Source organism: Lysobacter sp. (assembly GCF_035655815.1).
GTDB lineage: Bacteria > Pseudomonadota > Gammaproteobacteria > Xanthomonadales > Xanthomonadaceae > Lysobacter_J.
In genome coordinates this window covers 88222-105881 of the sequence record NZ_DASRTS010000027.1, presented here as the reverse complement: position 1 = coordinate 105881, position 17660 = coordinate 88222, and the positions used below count along the sequence as shown (strand labels likewise).

Annotated in this window: 12 protein-coding genes; 9 read left to right on the top strand and 3 right to left on the bottom strand. The window is 68.8% G+C overall.

Annotated elements, in window-relative coordinates:
- Positions 1–176: 176 nt before the first annotated feature.
- Genes VFE83_RS06935 through VFE83_RS06925 form a run of 3 tightly spaced genes read left to right on the top strand, consistent with a single transcriptional unit; the run spans position 177 to position 5844 of the window.
- Positions 177–1298 (top strand): efflux RND transporter periplasmic adaptor subunit, encoded by a 1122-nt coding sequence (locus VFE83_RS06935; RefSeq protein ID WP_324904434.1) that lies wholly within the window; start codon positions 177–179, stop codon positions 1296–1298.
- Entirely contained in the window at positions 1295–4414 is a 3120-nt protein-coding gene (locus VFE83_RS06930) for a multidrug efflux RND transporter permease subunit (RefSeq protein WP_324904432.1), read from the top strand. Before VFE83_RS06935 ends, VFE83_RS06930 begins: the two co-directional genes overlap by 4 nt.
- Positions 4411–5844 (top strand): efflux transporter outer membrane subunit, encoded by a 1434-nt coding sequence (locus VFE83_RS06925; protein WP_324904430.1) that lies wholly within the window; start codon positions 4411–4413, stop codon positions 5842–5844. The genes VFE83_RS06930 and VFE83_RS06925 overlap by 4 nt, the downstream gene beginning before the upstream one ends.
- A gap of 27 nt (positions 5845–5871) precedes the next feature.
- Here VFE83_RS06925 and VFE83_RS06920 read toward each other — a convergent pair whose 3' ends face one another.
- The 3 genes from VFE83_RS06920 to VFE83_RS06910 all read right to left on the bottom strand — a co-directional run bounded on the left by VFE83_RS06920 (position 5872) and on the right by VFE83_RS06910 (position 8695).
- A complete protein-coding gene (locus VFE83_RS06920) occupies positions 5872–7062 on the bottom strand; it encodes an NAD(P)/FAD-dependent oxidoreductase (RefSeq protein ID WP_324904428.1) in 1191 nt (396 codons plus the stop codon).
- A 15-nt stretch (positions 7063–7077) separates the two neighbouring features.
- Positions 7078–7641: a YaeQ family protein gene (locus tag VFE83_RS06915; protein ID WP_324904677.1), complete on the bottom strand. Its 564-nt coding sequence runs from the start codon at positions 7639–7641 to the stop codon at positions 7078–7080.
- 79 nt (positions 7642–7720) lie between these two features.
- Positions 7721–8695 (bottom strand): NAD(P)-dependent oxidoreductase, encoded by a 975-nt coding sequence (locus tag VFE83_RS06910; RefSeq protein WP_324904426.1) that lies wholly within the window; start codon positions 8693–8695, stop codon positions 7721–7723.
- 84 nt (positions 8696–8779) lie between these two features.
- Between VFE83_RS06910 and VFE83_RS06905 the strand changes: the two genes are divergently transcribed.
- The 6 genes from VFE83_RS06905 to VFE83_RS06880 all read left to right on the top strand — a co-directional run bounded on the left by VFE83_RS06905 (position 8780) and on the right by VFE83_RS06880 (position 17654).
- A complete protein-coding gene (locus VFE83_RS06905) occupies positions 8780–9352 on the top strand; it encodes an ANTAR domain-containing response regulator (protein ID WP_324904675.1) in 573 nt (190 codons plus the stop codon).
- Between the two features lie 7 nt (positions 9353–9359).
- On the top strand, positions 9360–10481 hold the full coding sequence (locus tag VFE83_RS06900) for a CmpA/NrtA family ABC transporter substrate-binding protein (RefSeq protein WP_324904424.1): 1122 nt from the start codon (positions 9360–9362) through the stop codon (positions 10479–10481).
- 377 nt (positions 10482–10858) lie between these two features.
- Entirely contained in the window at positions 10859–12028 is a 1170-nt protein-coding gene (locus VFE83_RS06895; RefSeq protein WP_324904673.1) for a nitrate/nitrite transporter, read from the top strand.
- 19 nt (positions 12029–12047) lie between these two features.
- Positions 12048–14534: a nitrite reductase large subunit NirB gene (gene nirB, locus VFE83_RS06890; protein ID WP_324904422.1), complete on the top strand. Its 2487-nt coding sequence runs from the start codon at positions 12048–12050 to the stop codon at positions 14532–14534.
- A gap of 1 nt (position 14535) precedes the next feature.
- On the top strand, positions 14536–14874 hold the full coding sequence (gene nirD / locus VFE83_RS06885) for a nitrite reductase small subunit NirD (protein WP_324904420.1): 339 nt from the start codon (positions 14536–14538) through the stop codon (positions 14872–14874).
- Positions 14874–17654 carry a molybdopterin-dependent oxidoreductase gene (locus VFE83_RS06880; RefSeq protein WP_324904418.1) on the top strand — a complete coding sequence of 927 codons (2781 nt, stop codon included), beginning with the start codon at positions 14874–14876 and terminating at the stop codon, positions 17652–17654. Before nirD ends, VFE83_RS06880 begins: the two co-directional genes overlap by 1 nt.
- Positions 17655–17660 lie beyond the last annotated feature (6 nt).

The window sequence follows — 17660 nt, the reverse complement described above, 5'->3', positions numbered from 1 at the left end:
GCGACGTGGCCACGCATCTACTGCGTTTCGACGTGGACATGGCGTTCACGCGCGTCGATGGCAGGAACGCGGCGCATGGCATCCACGGGTGTTGCGGCCACGGTCTGCATTGCCCGCGAGGTACCGGACGGCAGGAGGCTCGGCCGATGACTCGCAGGTGGACATCGCCTCTGTGCATGGGCATCGCGCTCGCGGCGCTGGCCGGCTGTGGCGATGGGCCGGACGAAGGCGCAGGCGCCACCATGCCGCCCGCGGTGGTCAGCGTGGAGGTCGTCCGCGCCAGCGAAGTTCCGAATCTGATCGAGCTGCCGGGCCGCGTCGAGGCGATCCGGTCGGCGCAGGTGCGCGCGCGGGCCGATGGAATCGTCGAACGCCAGCTCTACGTGGAAGGTACCGACGTCGCGGCAGGCGCGCCGTTGTTCAAGATCGATCCGCGCGACCTGCAGGCGCGCCTGCAGCAGGCACGCGCCTCGTTGGCATCCGCGCGTGCGGCGCGTGCCCAGATCGCCGGCACGCGAACGCGGCTGGCGTCCCTGGTGCAGCGCAAGGCAGTGAGCGTGCAGGAATACGAGGCCGCGCAGGCCTCGTTCCAGCAGGCCGACGCCGCGTTGCTGGAGGCGCAGGCCGCGGTGGATCGCGCCACGCTGCAGCTGGACCACGCGACCGTGCGTGCGCCGATCGCGGGACGCGCGGGGCGAGCGCAGGTGAGCGAGGGCGGGCTGGTCAGCGCCGCATCCGCAACGCTGATGACGCAGATCGACCAGCTCGATCCGGTGCATGTCACCTTCCAGCCGTCCAACGCCACCATCGTCGACCTCGAGCGCAACATCGCGGCCGGACGCATCGCGCTGAAGGACGGCCGGCACGTGCGCGTGAGTCTCGTGCTCGACGATGGCTCGCAGTATCCGGTGGCGGGCGAGGTGGACTTCACCGAAAAGTCGGTCGATCCGGCCACCGGCACGCGCACGCTGCGGGCGCGTTTCGACAACCGCGACCGGCGCCTCCTGCCGGGGCAGTTCGTGCGCGGCGTGCTGGCGATGGGAACAGTACACGGCGGCATCAGTCTTCCCGAGCGGGCCATCGCGATCGGCGAGGACCAGGCCAGCGTGATGGTGGTCGATGCCCAGGGCACCGCAGTGCGCCGGCCCGTGACGCTGGCCGGACAGGCGAACGGGCGATGGATCGTGCAGTCCGGACTGGAGGCGGGCGAGCGCGTCGTGGTGGATGGCTGGCACAAGGCACAGCCGGGCCAGCGGGTGAAGGCGCAGCCGCCGGCAGCGGCGACGTCCGGCCCATGAGCGGCTTCTTCGTCTATCGGCCGGTGCTGGCCTGGGTCGTGGCGCTGTTCGCCATCCTGTTCGGTTCGATCGCGCTCAACGCATTGCCGGTCGAGCAGTATCCCGACGTCGCGCCACCGTCGCTGAGCATATCGGCTGCGTTCATCGGTGCCGACGCGCAGACGCTCGACCGCACCGTGACCTCGGTGATCGAGGACGAGTTGGGCGGCGTGGACGATTTCCTGTTCATGCGCTCGACGAGCCGGGCCAACGGGACCGCGCAGATCACCGTCACCTTTCGCAGCGGGACGAATCTGGATCGAGCGCGCTCACAGGTGCAGGACCGGCTGGCGCGGGTGGAACCGCGCCTGCCCGAGGAAGTCCGCCAGGCAGGGGTACGCATCACCCAATCCACGTCTGGCTTCCTGATGCTGATCGTGCTGCGCTCGGAAGGACGCCGGCGCGATGCGCTGGAACTGGGCGATTTCGCTTCGCGCAACATCGCCGACGAACTGCGCCGCATTCCCGGCGTCGGTGACGTGTCGCTGTTCGGCTCCAGTTACGCGATGCGCATCTGGCTCGACCGCGAACAGCTGATCAACTATCGCCTGTCACCCGCGGAGGTCATCGCGGCCATCCGCGAGCAGAACGCGCAGACCGCGGGCGGCGGGCTGGGTCTGCAGCCGGTGGCGCCCGGTGCCGAGACCACCGCGCAGATCGTCACCCGCGGGCGCTTCTCCAACCCGGAGCAGTTCCGCCAGATCATCGTGCGCGCCACGCCGGATGGCGCCACCGTGCGGCTGGGCGACGTCGCACGCGTCGAGCTGGGCAACGACAACTACGCCTTCAACCTGAGCCTCAACGGCGAGGAAGCCGTCGGCCTTGCGGTGGCGCTGGGCAGCGGCGCGAACGCCCTGGCCACCGCCAATGCGGTGCGCCGGCGCATCCAGGACCTGGAATCCAGCTTTCCCTCCGACGTGCGCTGGAGCACGCCGTTCGACACCACGCCCTTCATCAACGAATCCGTGCGCGGCGTGGTGCGCACCATGATCGAGGCGATGGCGCTGGTGTCGGTCGTGGTGCTGCTGTTCCTGCAGAGCTGGCGGGCGATGTTCCTGCCCACGCTGGTGGTGCCCATCTCGCTGATCGGAACCTGTCTGGGCCTGCTGATGTTCGGCGTGTCGATCAACCTGTTGTCGCTGTTCGCGATGGTGGTGGCCATCGGCATCCTCAACGACGACGCGATCGTCATCGTGGAGAACGTCGAGCGCATCATGCGCGAGGAGGACCTGCCGCCGCGCGAGGCCACCGCCAAGGCGATGGGCCAGCTGACCGGCGCCATCATCGCGACCACGCTGGTGCTGCTGGCGGTGTTCATCCCGATGGGGTTCTTCCCGGGCTCGGCCGGCGGCATCTACCGCCAGTTCGCGGTGACGCTGAGCGTGTCGCTGGTGGTGTCCACCATCCTCTCGCTGACCCTGGCGCCGGCGATCTGTGGCGCGGTGCTGCGGCCGCCCGGCGGAGGTCGCCCCTGGCGGATATTCAGTGCGGTCAACAGCGCGCTCGAACGCGGCACCACCGCCTACACCGGTGCAGTCGAACGCATCCTGCGTCGCCCGTGGTGGTGGGCGGGCGGGTTCGTCTTCGCGGTGGCGTTGACCGCGCTGCTGTATGCGCGCCTGCCCGGCGGGTTCCTGCCGGAAGAGGATCAGGGCTACCTGTTCGTCGCCTACAACGCCGCACCCGGATCGACGGTGGCACGCACGCGGCAGGCCGTGACCCAGGCCGAGGCGATCCTGCGCCGCCAGCCGGAAGTGCGGAACGTGGCCACCGTGATCGGCTTCAGTTTCTTCGGCCAGGGCCAGAACGTCGGCATGTCCTTCGTCGATCTGCATCCGTGGGCCGAGCGGCGCGGCGCGGAGCAGGGATCGGCCGCACTCGCGGCGCGCATGAACGCGGCGATGTTCGGCATTCCGCAGGCGCAGGTGTTCGTGCTCAATCCGCCGGCCATCCAGTCGCTTGGGAATGCCTCCGGCTTCACGATGAAGATCGAGGATCGCGGCGGCGCCGGTCCGCAGGCGCTGCAGGCGGCGGCGTTCGCCATCGTGCAGCGCGCCGCGGCCAGCCGTCAGCTTGCCGGCGTGCGTCCGGAAGGCATGCCACGGGCACCGCAGCTGTCCGTCGACATAGACCGCACCAAGGCGCGGGCGCTGGGCGTGCCGCTGGGGCCGATCAACCAGGCGCTCGGGGTGATGTTCGGCTCGGCCTACGTCAACGACTTCCTGCACCAGGGCAACACGCTGCGCGTGTTCGTACAGGGCGAGGCCGTGCAGCGGATGCGCGCGGAGGACGTGTCGGCGCTGCGCGTGATCGGCGCGAACGGACAGCTGGTGCCGTTCTCGGCCTTCGCGCGCACGCGCTGGACGGTGGGCGAGCAGCAGGTCGAACGCTACAACGGTTTTCTGTCGGCGACGGTGTCCGGCCAGGCCACGCCGGGCGTGTCGAGCGGTGCCGCGTTGCGCGAAATGGAGCGCATTGCCGGCGAGGTGTTGCCGGCGGGCATGCGCTTCGAATGGACCGGCACCGCGCGCGAGGAACAGGAAGCGAGCGGGCAGGTCGGATTGCTGCTCGGCCTGGCATTGCTGGTGGCGTTCCTGCTGCTGGCGGCACTGTACGAGAGCTGGAGCACGCCGGTCGCGGTGTTGCTGGCGGTGCCGTTCGGCGTGCTCGGCGCGGTGGTGTTCACCGCCGCACGCGGCATGTCGGCCGACGTGTACTTCAACGTCGGCCTGGTGACCATCATCGGACTGGCAGCCAAGAACGCGATCCTGATCGTCCAGTTCGGCCTGGACGAAGAGGCGCGTGGCGTGCCGACCGGCGAGGCCATCCGCCGTGCCGCGCAGCAGCGCCTGCGGCCGATCCTGATGACCAGCCTGACGTTCGTCGTCGGCATGCTGCCGCTGGTGTTCGCCGCGGGCGCGGGTGCCGCAAGCCGGCAGGCGGTCGGCACGGGCGTGCTCGGCAGCATGCTGGCCGCCACCGCGTTCGGCATCTTCTACACGCCGCTGTTCTATTACCTGTTGCGGCGCCGGCGTGCGCGCGAGCACATCGTCTCTGCGACCGAGGCGCCGTCATGAAGCGCGGCGCGTGGTGCGTCGCACTGGCATTGCTGGCCGGCTGCAACCTGACGCCGACCTACGCGCCGCCACCGCCCGACGTGCCGGAGCGGTTTCCAGCGACTCCGTCGTCCGCGCCGATGGCCAATGCATCAAAGGCCGTGCCCGCGCACGCGTTGGCGTGGCCGGCCTTCTTCCAGGATCCGGTGCTGCGCGACCTGATCGCTCAGGCGTTGGCGAACAACCGCGATCTGGGCGCGGCCACCGCACGCATCGCCCAGGCGCGGGCGCAGTTCCGCATCCAGCAGAGCCAGCGCCTGCCGGACCTGGAGGTCAGCGGCTCGGCGCAACGGTTGCGCACGCCGGTCGTGGTCGGCGGCGACTCGCGGGTTACGGTCGACAGTTATGCCGTGCAGGCCGGCGTGCCGGCGTTCGAGCTGGACTTCTGGGGGCGGGTCGCCAATCTGACCGACTCCGCGCAGCGCCAGTACCTCGCGACGGTCGAGGCACGTCAGTCGTTCCGGCTGTCGCTGATCGCCGGCGTCGCGGCCAGCTACTACGCCATGCGCGCCGCGGAGGAGGGCATCGTGCTGGCGGACAAATCGCTGGACAGCCGCCGCAAGACGCTGGAGCTGGCGCAACTGCGCATGGACGTGGGACTGACGTCGTCCGTGGATTACCACCAGTCCTACGCCCTCGTGACGCAGGCGCAGACGCAGCTGGCGCAGCTCAACCGCAATCGCGAGCAGGCGTTCCAGCTGTTGCAGGTTCTGGTGGGCGTGCCGCTGCAGGATCCGCTTCCGCCGGGGCTGCCGATCGAGGACGTGCGCCAGCTGGCGGTACTCGATCCGGGTCTGCCGTCCGCGTTGCTCAACGAGCGTCCCGACATCCGCGCGGCCGAACACCGCCTGCTGGCGGCCAACGCCAACATCGGTGCGGCGCGTGCGCTGTACTTCCCGACCATTGCGCTCACCGGCAGTGGCGGCTACGCATCGGACGAGTTGTCCGGGCTGGTGTCCGATTCGAACCGGGTGTGGTCGTTCGGCGTGGGGGCCGTGCTGCCGCTGCTGGACTGGGGCCGGCGGCGTGCGCGCGTGGACATGGCACGGGCCGAGCGCGACGAGCGGGAGATGGCGTATCAATCGGCCGTGCAGAACGCGTTCCGCGAGGTCGCCGACGGCCTCAGCGCCGCACGGCGCAACGCCGAGCAGATCCAGGCGCAGGAGCGGGCGGTGGAAGTGCAGAGCGCGCTGGTCGTCACGGCGCAGGATCGCTACGACGTCGGACTTACGCCTTACCTCGAAGTCCTCGACGCCGAGCGGAACCGCTTTGCGGCCGAACAGAACCTGCTGCAGCTGCGCGCGCTCGCGTTGCAGGACCGGGTGAACCTGTACACCGCGCTCGGTGGCGGGGACGAGTCCTATTCCGAAGCATCGCCTTCGCCCCGGTAGAACGCCTGCAGGCTTCGACAGGCCCCGCTAGACGGCGTTGCCTGCCGCGTGGCCCGACGCCCATGCCCACTGGAAGTTGTAGCCGCCCAGCCAGCCCGTGACGTCTACGACCTCGCCGATGAAGTAAAGGCCGGAGACCCGCTTCGACTGCATGGTGCTGGATGAGAGCCCGTCGGTATCGACGCCGCCAAGCGTGACTTCGGCGGTGCGATAGCCTTCCGTGCCGCTGGCCACCAGAGGCCACTCGCTGAGGATTTGCGCCATCTCGCGCAGCTGCGGCGCGTTGTACTGCTTCATCGGCCGGTTGGGCAGCCAGTGCTCGCACAGGCGCTGGGCGAAGCGCTTGGGCATCACGTCGCCCAGGACCGTCTTGAGTTCCGCCGCGGGTCGCTCGCGTTGCCATTGCTGCAGCGCTTCCAGCGCGTCGCGACCGGGCAGCAGGTCCAGGCGCAGGTCGTCGCCGGGCTGCCAGTACGACGAGATCTGCAGGATCGCCGGGCCGCTGACGCCGCGATGCGTGACCAGCAGGTAATTGCTGAAGCTGGCGCCGCTGCATCGCGCGGTCACCGGCAGGGCGACGCCGCTCAGGTCGGCCAGGCGCTCCTGGTGCTTGCCGCTGAGGGTCAACGGCACCAGTCCGGCGCGCGTGGGCAGCACGGAATGCCCGAACTGGCGCGCGAGTTCGAAGCCGAAACCCGTCGCGCCCATGCTGGGAATCGACAGCCCGCCGCTGGCGACCACCAGCGCCGGTGCAGAGAAGTTGCCGCGCGTGGTGTGCAGGCGGAAGCGCGCCTCGTCGCTGTCGCCGGGGCTCACGCGTTCGATGCTGCAGCCGGTTTCCACGCGTACGCCGGCGGCCGCGCACTCGTCCAGCAGCATCTTCACGATCAGCTTGGACGACTCGTCGCAGAAGAGCTGGCCCAGTTCCTTCTCGTGGTAGGCGATGCCGTACCGCTCGACCATCTCGATGAAATGCCACGGCGTGTACCGGGCCAGCGCCGACTTGCAGAAATGCGGATTGGCCGACAGGTAGTTGGCGGGCGTGGTGCCGGTGTTGGTGAAATTGCAGCGGCCGCCGCCCGACATCAGGATCTTCTTGCCGACGCGGTTGGCATGTTCGACGACCAGCACGCGCCGGCCGCGGCGGCCGGCGGTGATGGCGCACATCAGCCCGGCGGCGCCGCCGCCGACGACCAATACGTCGTAGTGCCCGCTCATGCCGAACGCCGCGATCTATCGCTCGTAGGCCGCTGCAGCCGGCGCCAGACGCGTGCGGGGCCGAAGCGCGACCGTGCCGCTGTCGCCCATGAGCTGCAGTTCGCCGTCCTGGATCAGCGCGTTGAAGCGCATGCTGCGTTCGATCATCGCGGCCAGTGCGTCGACCGATGCCTCATCGATGTCGAGGACGGTGAGGTTGCCCAGGCGCGACAGGGCCGCCGTGTTCTTGTCCCACCACAGGTCGGCGGCGCGACCCGCGTAATTGACGACGACGACCTGCCGCGCGCGGCCGCAGGCCTTGCGGATGCGCGATTCGTCGGGCTGGCCGAGATCGATCCACAGTTCGATCTCGCCCGTGTAGTCGCGGCGCCACAGGTCGGGCTCGTCGTCGGTGCTCAGGCCCTTGCCGAACTCCAGGCGCTCGCTGGCGAACAGCGCGAATGCGACCAGACGCACCATCAACCGCTGGTCCGTTTCCGACGGATGCTGGGCGAGGGTGAGCGGGTAGGTCGCGTAGTGGTGCCGGTCCAGGTCGCTGAGCTGCAGCTCGGCCTTGACCACGGTCGCCTTGAGCGCCATGTGCGGGATGCCTTGGGCGAGAAATGGAGCGCGCATTCTAGGCGCTCGGCAACAGCGGTGCCCGAGGTGGTGGGCGCGTTCAGCCCGCGATGCCGGCAATGACCTCGCACTGCACGCCGCGCTGGGCGAGATCGCGCAGCAGCTCGTCGGTGGACGCATCGCGGAACGCGTCGCCGGCGCGCAGGCAGACCACCCGCAGGCCCGCACGCGTGCGGTCGTGGAGCAGCGCCACCAGCGCACTCCGGTCCGGGGGCATGGGCAGGCGAGGGGCGTCGCGTCGCGCCATGGCGAGCACGGCCGCGCCCACGTCGGCATGCAGCAGCAGGTCGGCCTGGTTCATGGCGCGCAACGCCTTCAACGTCAGCAGGCCCGGATCGCCGTTGCCGGTGCCGACCAGCATCACGCTGCCGGCTGCGGGCATGTCGGGGCGTTGCAGCATCGCGCGCAGGGCATCGTCCGCGGCAGCGCGCTCGCCCGCCTGCAGCAGCGACGGCACGGAGCCATCCATCACCTGCTCGAACCAGCGCCGACGTTGCGCCAGGTCGGGGAGCCGCTCGCGTATCGCGTCGCGGTGGCGTGCGAACAGCGCGGCGAGTTCACCCAGCGAATGATCCAGCTGGATCTCCAGCTGTTCGCGCAGGCGCCGGGCGAGCATCGGCGCGGCACCGCCGGAGGAGATCGCGACCTGCAGCGGTGCGCGATCGACGATGGCGGGGATGTGGAAGGTGGACAGTTCCGCGTCGTCCACCACGTTGACGAACAGGCGCCGGCGTTCGGCCTCGCTCGCCAGACGGGCGTTGAATGCGCGGTCGTCGGTGGCAGCCACGACCAGCCAGGCCTCGTCCAGCCAGGCCGGGTCGAACTCGCCGTCACGGCGGTCGATCCGTCCGTCCTCGATCCAGTCGCGAACCGACTGGCTGACGGCGTGGGCATGCACCTGCACCCGAGCGCCGGCCTGCAACAGCGCCTCGATCTTGCGCGACGCCACCTCGCCGCCGCCCACGACGAGTACGGGGCGGCCCTCCAGCTGGGCGAACAGGGGGAAAAGGGGCATCGGAGGGTCCTGGCAGGCGGGCTCGCAAACCGGCAATGCTGCATGGCAACATGAGGCCAACCCGCCCTGACCCTGCCCGCAATGCTGCGTGTACTGCTGGTCAACGATACCGAAAAGCCCATCGGCGAACTGCGCCAGGCGCTGCTGTCGCTCGGCTATCGGGTGCTGGACGAAGTGGCGGCGGCCGGCGCCCTGCTGAAGGCGGTGGAGTCGCAGCAGCCGGACGTGGTGATCATCGACGTGGACTCGCCCTCGCGCGACACGCTCGAACAGCTGGGCGTGATGAACCGCCAGGCGCCGCGACCGGTGGTGATGTTCTCCGCCGACGGCGACGACCAGCTGATCCGCTCCGTCGTAGGGGCCGGCGTGACTGCCTATGTCGTGGACGGACTGGCGCCGGCGCGGCTGGCGCCAATCATCCAGGTGGCCCTGGCCCGCTTCGAGCAGCAGGCGCACCTGCGCCGCAAGCTGGACGACGCGCAGCAGCAGCTGGAGGATCGCAAGCTCATCGACCGCGCCAAGGGAGTGCTGATGGAAAAGCGCGGCATGAGCGAAGCGCAGGCGTACGCGGCCCTGCGGCAGCAGGCGATGAAGCAGGGCCTGAAGCTGGTGGACATCGCGCGCCAGGTCATTCCCATCGCCGATCTGCTCGGATGAGGTGCGCATGAACCCGCCACGCCATCGCGTTGAACGCACGCTGCGGGTGGGCTTCATGCCGCTCATCGACTGCGCGCCGCTTGTCGCCGCCGTGCGCCTGGGCCTGGACCGCAAATACGGCCTGCGGCTGGAACTGCGGCGACAGGCCTCGTGGGCGGCGATCCGCGACAAGCTGATCGCGGGCGAACTGGACGCCGTGCATGCATTGGCCGGGCTGGTCTATGGCGTCGAAACCGGCATCGGCGGGCCGCAGGACGAACTGGCCGTGCTGATGACGCTCAACCAGAACGGACAGGCGATCAGCCTGTCGTCGGCGTTGGCCGACGGACTCGCGCGAGGAACGCCGCTGCGTGAGTTGCTGTCGGGCCTGCAGGAACCGCCGGTCTTCGCGCAGACCTTCCCGACCGGCACGCACGCCATGTGGCTGAACCATTGGCTGGCGTCGCAGGGCGTGGACCCGCTCGGATCGATCCGCAGCGTGACCTTGCCGCCGCCGCTGATGCCCGAGGCCCTGGCGCGCGGCGAGATCGACGGCTACTGCGCGGGGGAACCATGGGCCGCTGGCGCGGAAGTGGCGGGTGCGGGGCGGCGCGTGGTGCGCAGCGGCGAGATCTGGCCCGGTCATCCGGAGAAGGTGCTGGCGTGCCGGCGCGAGTTCGACCTGCAGGAGCCCGACGTCACGGCTGCGCTGGCCGCGGCGGTCCTCGAGTCATGCCGCTGGCTGGATGCACCGGAGCATCGGCGCGAAGCCGTCCAGTGGCTGGCGGATCGCGACGTAATCGACCTTCCATCCGCACGCATCGCCGCCTGCCTGCAGGGGGACGAGGCGTCGCCGCCGTCGAGCATGCTGCGATTCCACGACGAGGGCCGGGTGAACTTTCCGTGGCTTTCGGACGGAGCGTGGTTCCTGCAGCAGTTCCGCCGATGGAAGTTGCTGCCACCCGGCGATGGCGAATCGGATCGTGGCCTCGTAGACCGCATCCATCGGCTCGATACCTATCGGCAAGCGGCCCAGTGGGCCGGTGTCGCCGTGCCGCCGAACGCGACCCGCGACGGGCCGCCGATGCCTTCGAGCAGCACCATGGCGCTTGATGATGCAATGCACAAATCCGGTGCAAGCCTGCACTGAGGTGGTGCGTCGACCCTTCCGCAGGCTGACGAGTCGGGTGTGGGCGACACCGGGCTTTTCCGCACAACACGCTGATTCTGCGGCTTATTCCGCTGCCGGCGTCGTGATCGCGGAAGTTGGCACGCCGATTGCGTAGCCATCCTTGTGGACGCAACGACGCGTCCGCGCCAATTCGATTCGCGCAGGGCAGGCCAACGGCGGCCACACCTGCCAAGACAACGGCGTCTTTCCGGCTCACACCGGAGGACGCCGTTTTCGTTTCTCCACCCCACGTGACCCATGCGGCCATCGCCCGAACCGCGATGACGCGACAGGCAGCAGATCTGGAGACCGCGCGGATGAACCGATCGTTCTGGCAGTCCGGACACACGCCCACATTGCTGGCGGCGTTCCTGTATTTCGACATGAGCTTCATGGTCTGGTACCTGCTGGGTCCGTTGCAGGTGCAACTGGCGCAGGCGCTGCAACTGGACACGCAGCAACGGGCGATGGTGGTGGCCGTTCCCATCCTCAGCGGCGCCGTGTTGCGGCTGTTCCTGGGCATGCTCGCCGACCGCATCGGTGCGCGTCGCACCGGCATGCTGGCCCAATGCGCGGTGATCGTGGCGCTGTTCGTGGCCTGGCGGTCCGGCATCGACAGCTTCGCGCAGGCGATCGCGCTGGGCCTGATGCTCGGCATCGCCGGTGCGTCTTTCGCCGTGGCGCTGCCGCTGGCCTCGCGCTGGTATCCACCGCAGCACCAGGGCACCGCCATGGGCATTGCGGGCGCGGGCAACTCAGGCACCGTGTTCGCGGCGGTGTTCGCGCCGATGCTGGCCGTGGCCTTCGGGTACGAGGCTGTGTTCGGGCTGGCGTGCATTCCGCTGGTGCTGACGCTGCTGGTGTTCACGCTGTGCGCGCGAGAGGCACCGGTGGCGGTGTCCAGCAAGCGTCTGTCCGACTACGCGCGCGTGCTGGTGGGCAATCGCGACGCGTGGTGGTTCATGTTTCTCTACGCCATCACCTTCGGTGGCTTCGCCGGTTTCGCCAGTGCGCTGCCGGGCTACTTTCACGACCAGTTCGGCTTCGATCCTAGGCTGGCCGGCTGGGCGACGGCCGCGTGCGTGCTGGCAGGTTCGCTGATGCGGCCGGTCGGCGGGCACATTGCCGACCGCATCGGCGGCACGCGCACGCTGCTGACCGTGTACGCGCTGGTGACGGTGCTGGTGGCGACGGCCGCACTGCAGGTCGGCGGCGCCACGACGACCGTCGCGCTGTTCGTCCTCACGCTGCTGTGCCTGGGTGCCGGCAACGGCGCGGTGTTCCAGCTGGTGCCGCAGCGTTTCGGCGCGGACCTTGGCCTGATCACCGGGTTGGTCGGCATGTCCGGCGGCATCGGCGGCTTTCTGCTGGCGGCCGGCATGGGCGTGGTCAAGCAGCACACCGGCAGCTACGCGACCGGGCTGTGGCTGTTCGCCGCGGTGGCGCTGCTGGGCTGGGGCGTGCTGAGCGGCATCAAGCGCCAGTGGCGCAACGACTGGTCGGCCGTCAGTGCCGCACGCGTGTGAACTTTCGGGGAGCAGTTCGATGAAGAAGCCAAGACTGGTGGTCGTCGGCAACGGCATGGCCGGCATCCGCACGCTGGAGGAGCTGCTCAAGCTGGTGCCGGAGATGTACGACATCACCGTATTCGGTGCCGAGCCGCATCCCAACTACAACCGCATCCTGCTGTCGCCGGTGCTGGCCGGCGAGCAGGACTTCGACGACATCGTGCTCAACCCGCTGGCGTGGTACGCCGAGCACGGCATCCGCCTGCACCTGGGCAAGGAGGTCGTGCGCATAGACCGTGCGAACCGCCGCGTGATCGGGGCCGACGGCACCGAGGCGGGCTACGACCGCCTGCTGCTCGCCACCGGTTCGCTGCCGATCATCCTGCCGATTCCCGGCAAGGACTTGAAGGGCGTCATCGGCTACCGTGACATGCACGACACCCGCACCATGATCGAAGCCGCGCGAGTGAAGAAGCGTGCGGTGGTCATCGGCGGCGGCCTGCTTGGACTGGAAGCGGCGAACGGCCTCAACGCACGCGGTATGGACGTGACGGTGGTCCACCTGGCCGGCTGGTTGCTGGAACGCCAGTTGGACCAGACGGCCGGCCAGCTGCTGCAAGCCGCGCTGGCCGAGCGTGGGCTGAAGTTCCGCCTCGACACTTCCACGACCGAACTGATCGGCAACGAGCACGGCGAAGTCAGCGCGGTGCGCTTTTCCGATGGTGAGGAGGAAGCGGCGGACCTGGTGGTGATGGCGGCCGGCATCCGCCCCAACACGCAACTCGCGCAGGCATCCGGCATCCACTGCATGCGCGGCATCGTCGTCAGCGACACGCTGCAGACCTTCGACCCGCGCGTGTATGCCGTGGGCGAATGCGCCAGCCATCGCGGCGTCGCTTACGGCCTGGTCGCGCCGCTGTTCGAGCAGGCGCGCATCTGCGCGAACCACCTGGCGACCTACGGCATCGGCATCTACCGCGGTTCCGTGCCATCGACCAAGCTCAAGGTCACCGGCATCGACCTGTTCTCCGCCGGCGATTTCATGGGCGGGGAGGGCTCGGAGGAGATCGTGCTGTCCGACGCCGCGGGCGGCGTCTACAAGAAGCTGGTGATCCGCGATGACAAGCTGGTCGGTGCCTGCCTCTACGGCGACACCGGAGACGGCGGCTGGTATTTCAAGCTGCTCAAGGACGGCAGCCCCGTCGGCGAGCGGCGCGACCTGCTGATGTTCGGCGAGAAGGCGCTGGGCGATGCCGGCACCGCTGGTAACGACCGCGCGATGTCGATGGGCGACGCCGATGAAGTCTGCGGATGCAACGGCGTGTGCAAGGGCACCATCGTCAAGGCCATCAACGAGCAGGGCCTGTTCACCGTTGACGACGTGCGCAAGCACACCAAGGCGTCCGCGTCGTGCGGATCGTGCAGCGGCCTGGTCGAGCAGATCCTGATGAACTGCCTGGGGTCCAACTTCCAGGAAACGCCGAAGACCAAGGCCGTGTGCGGTTGCACCGACCACAGCCACGGCGAAGTGCGCAAGGCGATCCGCGAGCACAAGCTGCTGACCCACCGCGCCGCGTACGACTTCCTCGAATGGCGCAGCCCCAACGGCTGCGCGACGTGCCGGCCGGCGATCAACTACTACCTGATCTCCACCTGGCCGCGCGAAGCGGTGGACGACCCGCAGTCGCGTTTCATCAACGAGCGTGCGCACGCCAACATCCAGAAGGACGGCACGTTCTCGGTGGTGCCGCAGATGAAGGGCGGGGTGACCAACGCGGCCGAGCTGCGCCGCATCGCCGACGTCGCCGAAAAGTACGCCGTGCCGATGGTCAAGGTCACCGGCGGCCAGCGCATCGACCTGCTCGGCATCCGCAAGGAGGACCTGGTCGACGTGTGGCGCGATCTGGGCATGAAATCCGGCCACGCCTACGGCAAGTCCATCCGCACGGTGAAGACCTGCGTGGGCAGCGAGTTCTGCCGTTTCGGCACGCAGGACAGCACACGCATGGGCATCGAGCTGGAAACCATGCTCGCCAACATGTGGAGCCCGCACAAGGTCAAGCTGGCGGTATCCGGATGTCCACGCAACTGCGCCGAATCCGGCATCAAGGACGTGGGCATCATCGCGGTGGATTCGGGCTGGGAAATCCATATCGGCGGCAACGGCGGCATCAAGACGGAGGTGGCGCGTTTCCTGGTCAAGGTGGCCAGTGCCGAGGAAGTGCGCGAATACACCGGCGCCTTCCTGCAGCTGTATCGCGAAGAGGCGTACTACCTCGACCGTACGGTGCACTACATCGCACGCGTGGGCATGGATTACATCCGCGCCAAGGTGGTGGACGACGCGGCGAGCCGGCGGGCGTTGTTCGAGCGGCTCCTGTATGCGCTGGAGGGCCTGCCCGATCCGTGGGCCGAGCGCATCGCAGGCGAGAAACCACGCGAATACCAGCCATTGCGCATGGAGCGCCGCATCCCGATCGAGTCCGTTCCCGCTGCGCGCGTGACCGCGGAAACGGAGGGCTGAGATGACGACCGGGACGCTGACGCAATGGATGCGCATCTGCCGGCTGGACGAAATCCCGGCAGCGGGCGCACGGGTGTTGCTGCGGGCCGGGGAGGAGGACATCGCCCTATTCCGCACCGCGGGCGATCGCGTGTTCGCGCTGGTGGACCGTTGCCCGCACAAGGGTGGACCGCTGTCCCAGGGAATCGTCGCGGGCGACACCGTGACCTGTCCGCTGCATGGCTGGAACATCGCGTTGAATAGCGGCGAGGCCTGCGCACCAGACGTGGGTTGCGCGCGCAGGTTCCCGGTGAAGGTCGAGACGGGCGAGGTGTGGCTGTCGCTGGATGGCGAGACCTGATGGGCGTCGATGCCGCCATCGCGAGCGAACGCGTGCGCACGCGGACGCGCTCCACCTGCTGCTATTGCGGAGTCGGGTGCGGCGTACTGGTCGATGCCGAACACGGACCGGACGGGAGCCGCATCGTCGGCATCGAGGGCGATCCCGAACATCCGGCCAACTTCGGCCGCCTGTGCACCAAGGGCCGCATGCTTCCGGACACTGCGCGCAGCCTGACGGGGCGCGTGCTGCATCCGGAACTGCGCACGCAACGCCACCAGCCGCGCCGTCGTGTCGACTGGCCCGTGGCGCTGGATACGGTGGCCGACCGGCTCGCCGACATCGTCCGTCAGCACGGTCCGGACGCCGTGGCGTTCTATGTGTCCGGACAGTTGCTCACCGAGGACTACTACCTCTTCAACAAGCTGGCCAAGGGGCTGATCGGCACCAACAACATCGACAGCAATTCGCGCCTGTGCATGTCCAGTGCCGTGACCGCCTACAAGCTGGCCTTGGGCGCGGACGGGCCGCCCACGTGCTACGAGGACCTGGAGCACGCCCGCACGGTCCTGTTCGCCGGCAGCAACATGGCCTACGCGCATCCGGTGCTGTTCCGGCGCCTGGAGGAGGCACGCGAACGCAATCCGGACACGCACTGGATCGTCGTGGATCCGCGCCGCACGGACACCGCCGCGATGGCGGACCTGCACTTGGCCATCCAGCCCGGTACCGACGTCGCGCTGTTCAACGCGATGCTGCATCACCTGGTCTGGGAAGACCTCATCGATCGCGATTACATTGCGACGCACACCGAAGGATTCGTTGAACTCAAGCAACTGTTGCGCGACTACACGCCGCGCATGGCGGCCGACCTGTGCGGCGTCGCAGCGGCGGACATCGTGCAGGCCGCCGAGTGGTTCGGTCGTAGTCCGGCGGCCCTCTCGCTGTACTGCATGGGCCTCAATCAGTCGGTGCACGGTACCGACAAGAACCTCGCACTGATCCACCTGCACCTGGCGACCGGCCAGATCGGCAGGCCGGGAGCGGGTCCGTTCTCGCTGACCGGGCAGCCCAACGCGATGGGCGGGCGCGAAGTGGGCGCCATGGCGACCATGCTGGCCGCGCATCGCGACATCGCCGACGCCGAGCATCGTGCCGAGGTCGAGCGTTTCTGGCACCTCCCCGAAAACAGCCTCTCGTCGCGGCCGGGACTCTCGGCGGTGCCGCTGTTCGAGGCGCTGCGCCGCGGCAAGGTCAAGGCGGTCTGGATCGCATGCACCAATCCCGCGCATTCCATGCCGGACATCGGGATGGTGCGCGAGGCGCTGCAACAGGCCGAATACGTGATCGTGCAGGAGGCCTTCGCCAACACCGATACGGTGCCCTATGCCGACGTCCTGCTTCCCGCGGCAACGTGGGGCGAGAAGGAAGGCACCGTCACCAACTCGGAGCGGCGGATCTCGCGCGTGCGTCCCGCGGTGCGCCCGCCTGCCGATGCACGCGCCGACTGGTGGATCGCCAACGAGGTCGCGCGTCGCATCGAGGCGCGGTTGGCGTCGCCGGGCACGCCGCCGATGTTCGGATTCCAGTCGCCCGACGAAATCTTCGACGAACACCGCCGGCTGACGGCAGGACAGGATCTCGACGTCAGTGGGCTGGATTACGCGCGGCTGGAGCAGTACGGTCCGCAGCAATGGCCATGCCCACCCGACGAGGCTGATCGCGCCGCATCGACGCGACGCTACGTGGACGGGCGCTTCGCCACCGCGAATGGAAAGGCGAAGTTTCATGCCACGCCATACCGTCCGGTGGCGGAGGAAACGTCCGCACGCTTTCCGTTGCGCCTCATCACCGGACGGCTGCGCGACCAGTGGCACGGCATGACGCGCACGGGTCGCGTGCCGGCACTGTTCGCACACAGCCCTCAGCCCGGCCTGCGCATGTCGCCGCAGGACGCCGTGCGTCGCGGACTGGTTGCGGGCGATCTCGTGCGCGTGACCGGAAAGCGCGGCGAGCTCGTGCTGCCGCTGGAACTGTCCGACGAAGTGGCGTCCGGAACGGTATTCGCAGCGATGCACTGGAGCGGCCAGTTCCTCGCCAGCGGCGGCATCAATGAGGTCACGCAGCCGGCCATCGACGCGCGCTCGCAGCAGCCCGAGCTCAAGCACGCTGCCGTGCGCGTGGAGAAGGCCGCGTTTGGCTGGCATCTGCTCGCCGCGCAGCACGGCGATGCGGTCGAGTTGCAGGCGAGGGTGCAGCCGCTGCTGAAGGCATGCGGCTTCGCCGCGGTGTCGCTGCATGCCGAGGCCGAAGGCGCGGGCGACACCGCCTGGCTTGTGCTGCGCGCTGCCGCGGAATCGTCACTTTCCTCGCAATGGTTGCAGGCGCTCATCGAAGCGCTTTCACTCGCCCCGGGAACCAACTCGCTGGAGTACAGCGACCCGCGTCGCGGCCTGCTCAGGCGCGTCAACTGGCGGAGCGAGGGAGCGGATCACCACATCGACAGCCTGCTGCTGACCGACGTGCGGCGGGAATCGATCAGCGAAGCGCTGCTGGATCACGCACTGTCCGGGCGTGCGTGGATCGGGCCGCGCCAGTCAGTGTTCGCCGCTGGCATTTCGAATCGTCCGCGGGACACGATGGTCTGCAGTTGCAGGCAGGTCGGCGAGGCCGCCATCCGCACGCACATCGCGAAAGGAGCCGACATCGACGAACTCAAGCGACGGCTCGGTTGCGGCACGGAGTGCGGCTCGTGTCTGCCGCAACTCACGCGGCTGTGTCGCGAGGCGGTGCCGTCATGAGGGCGG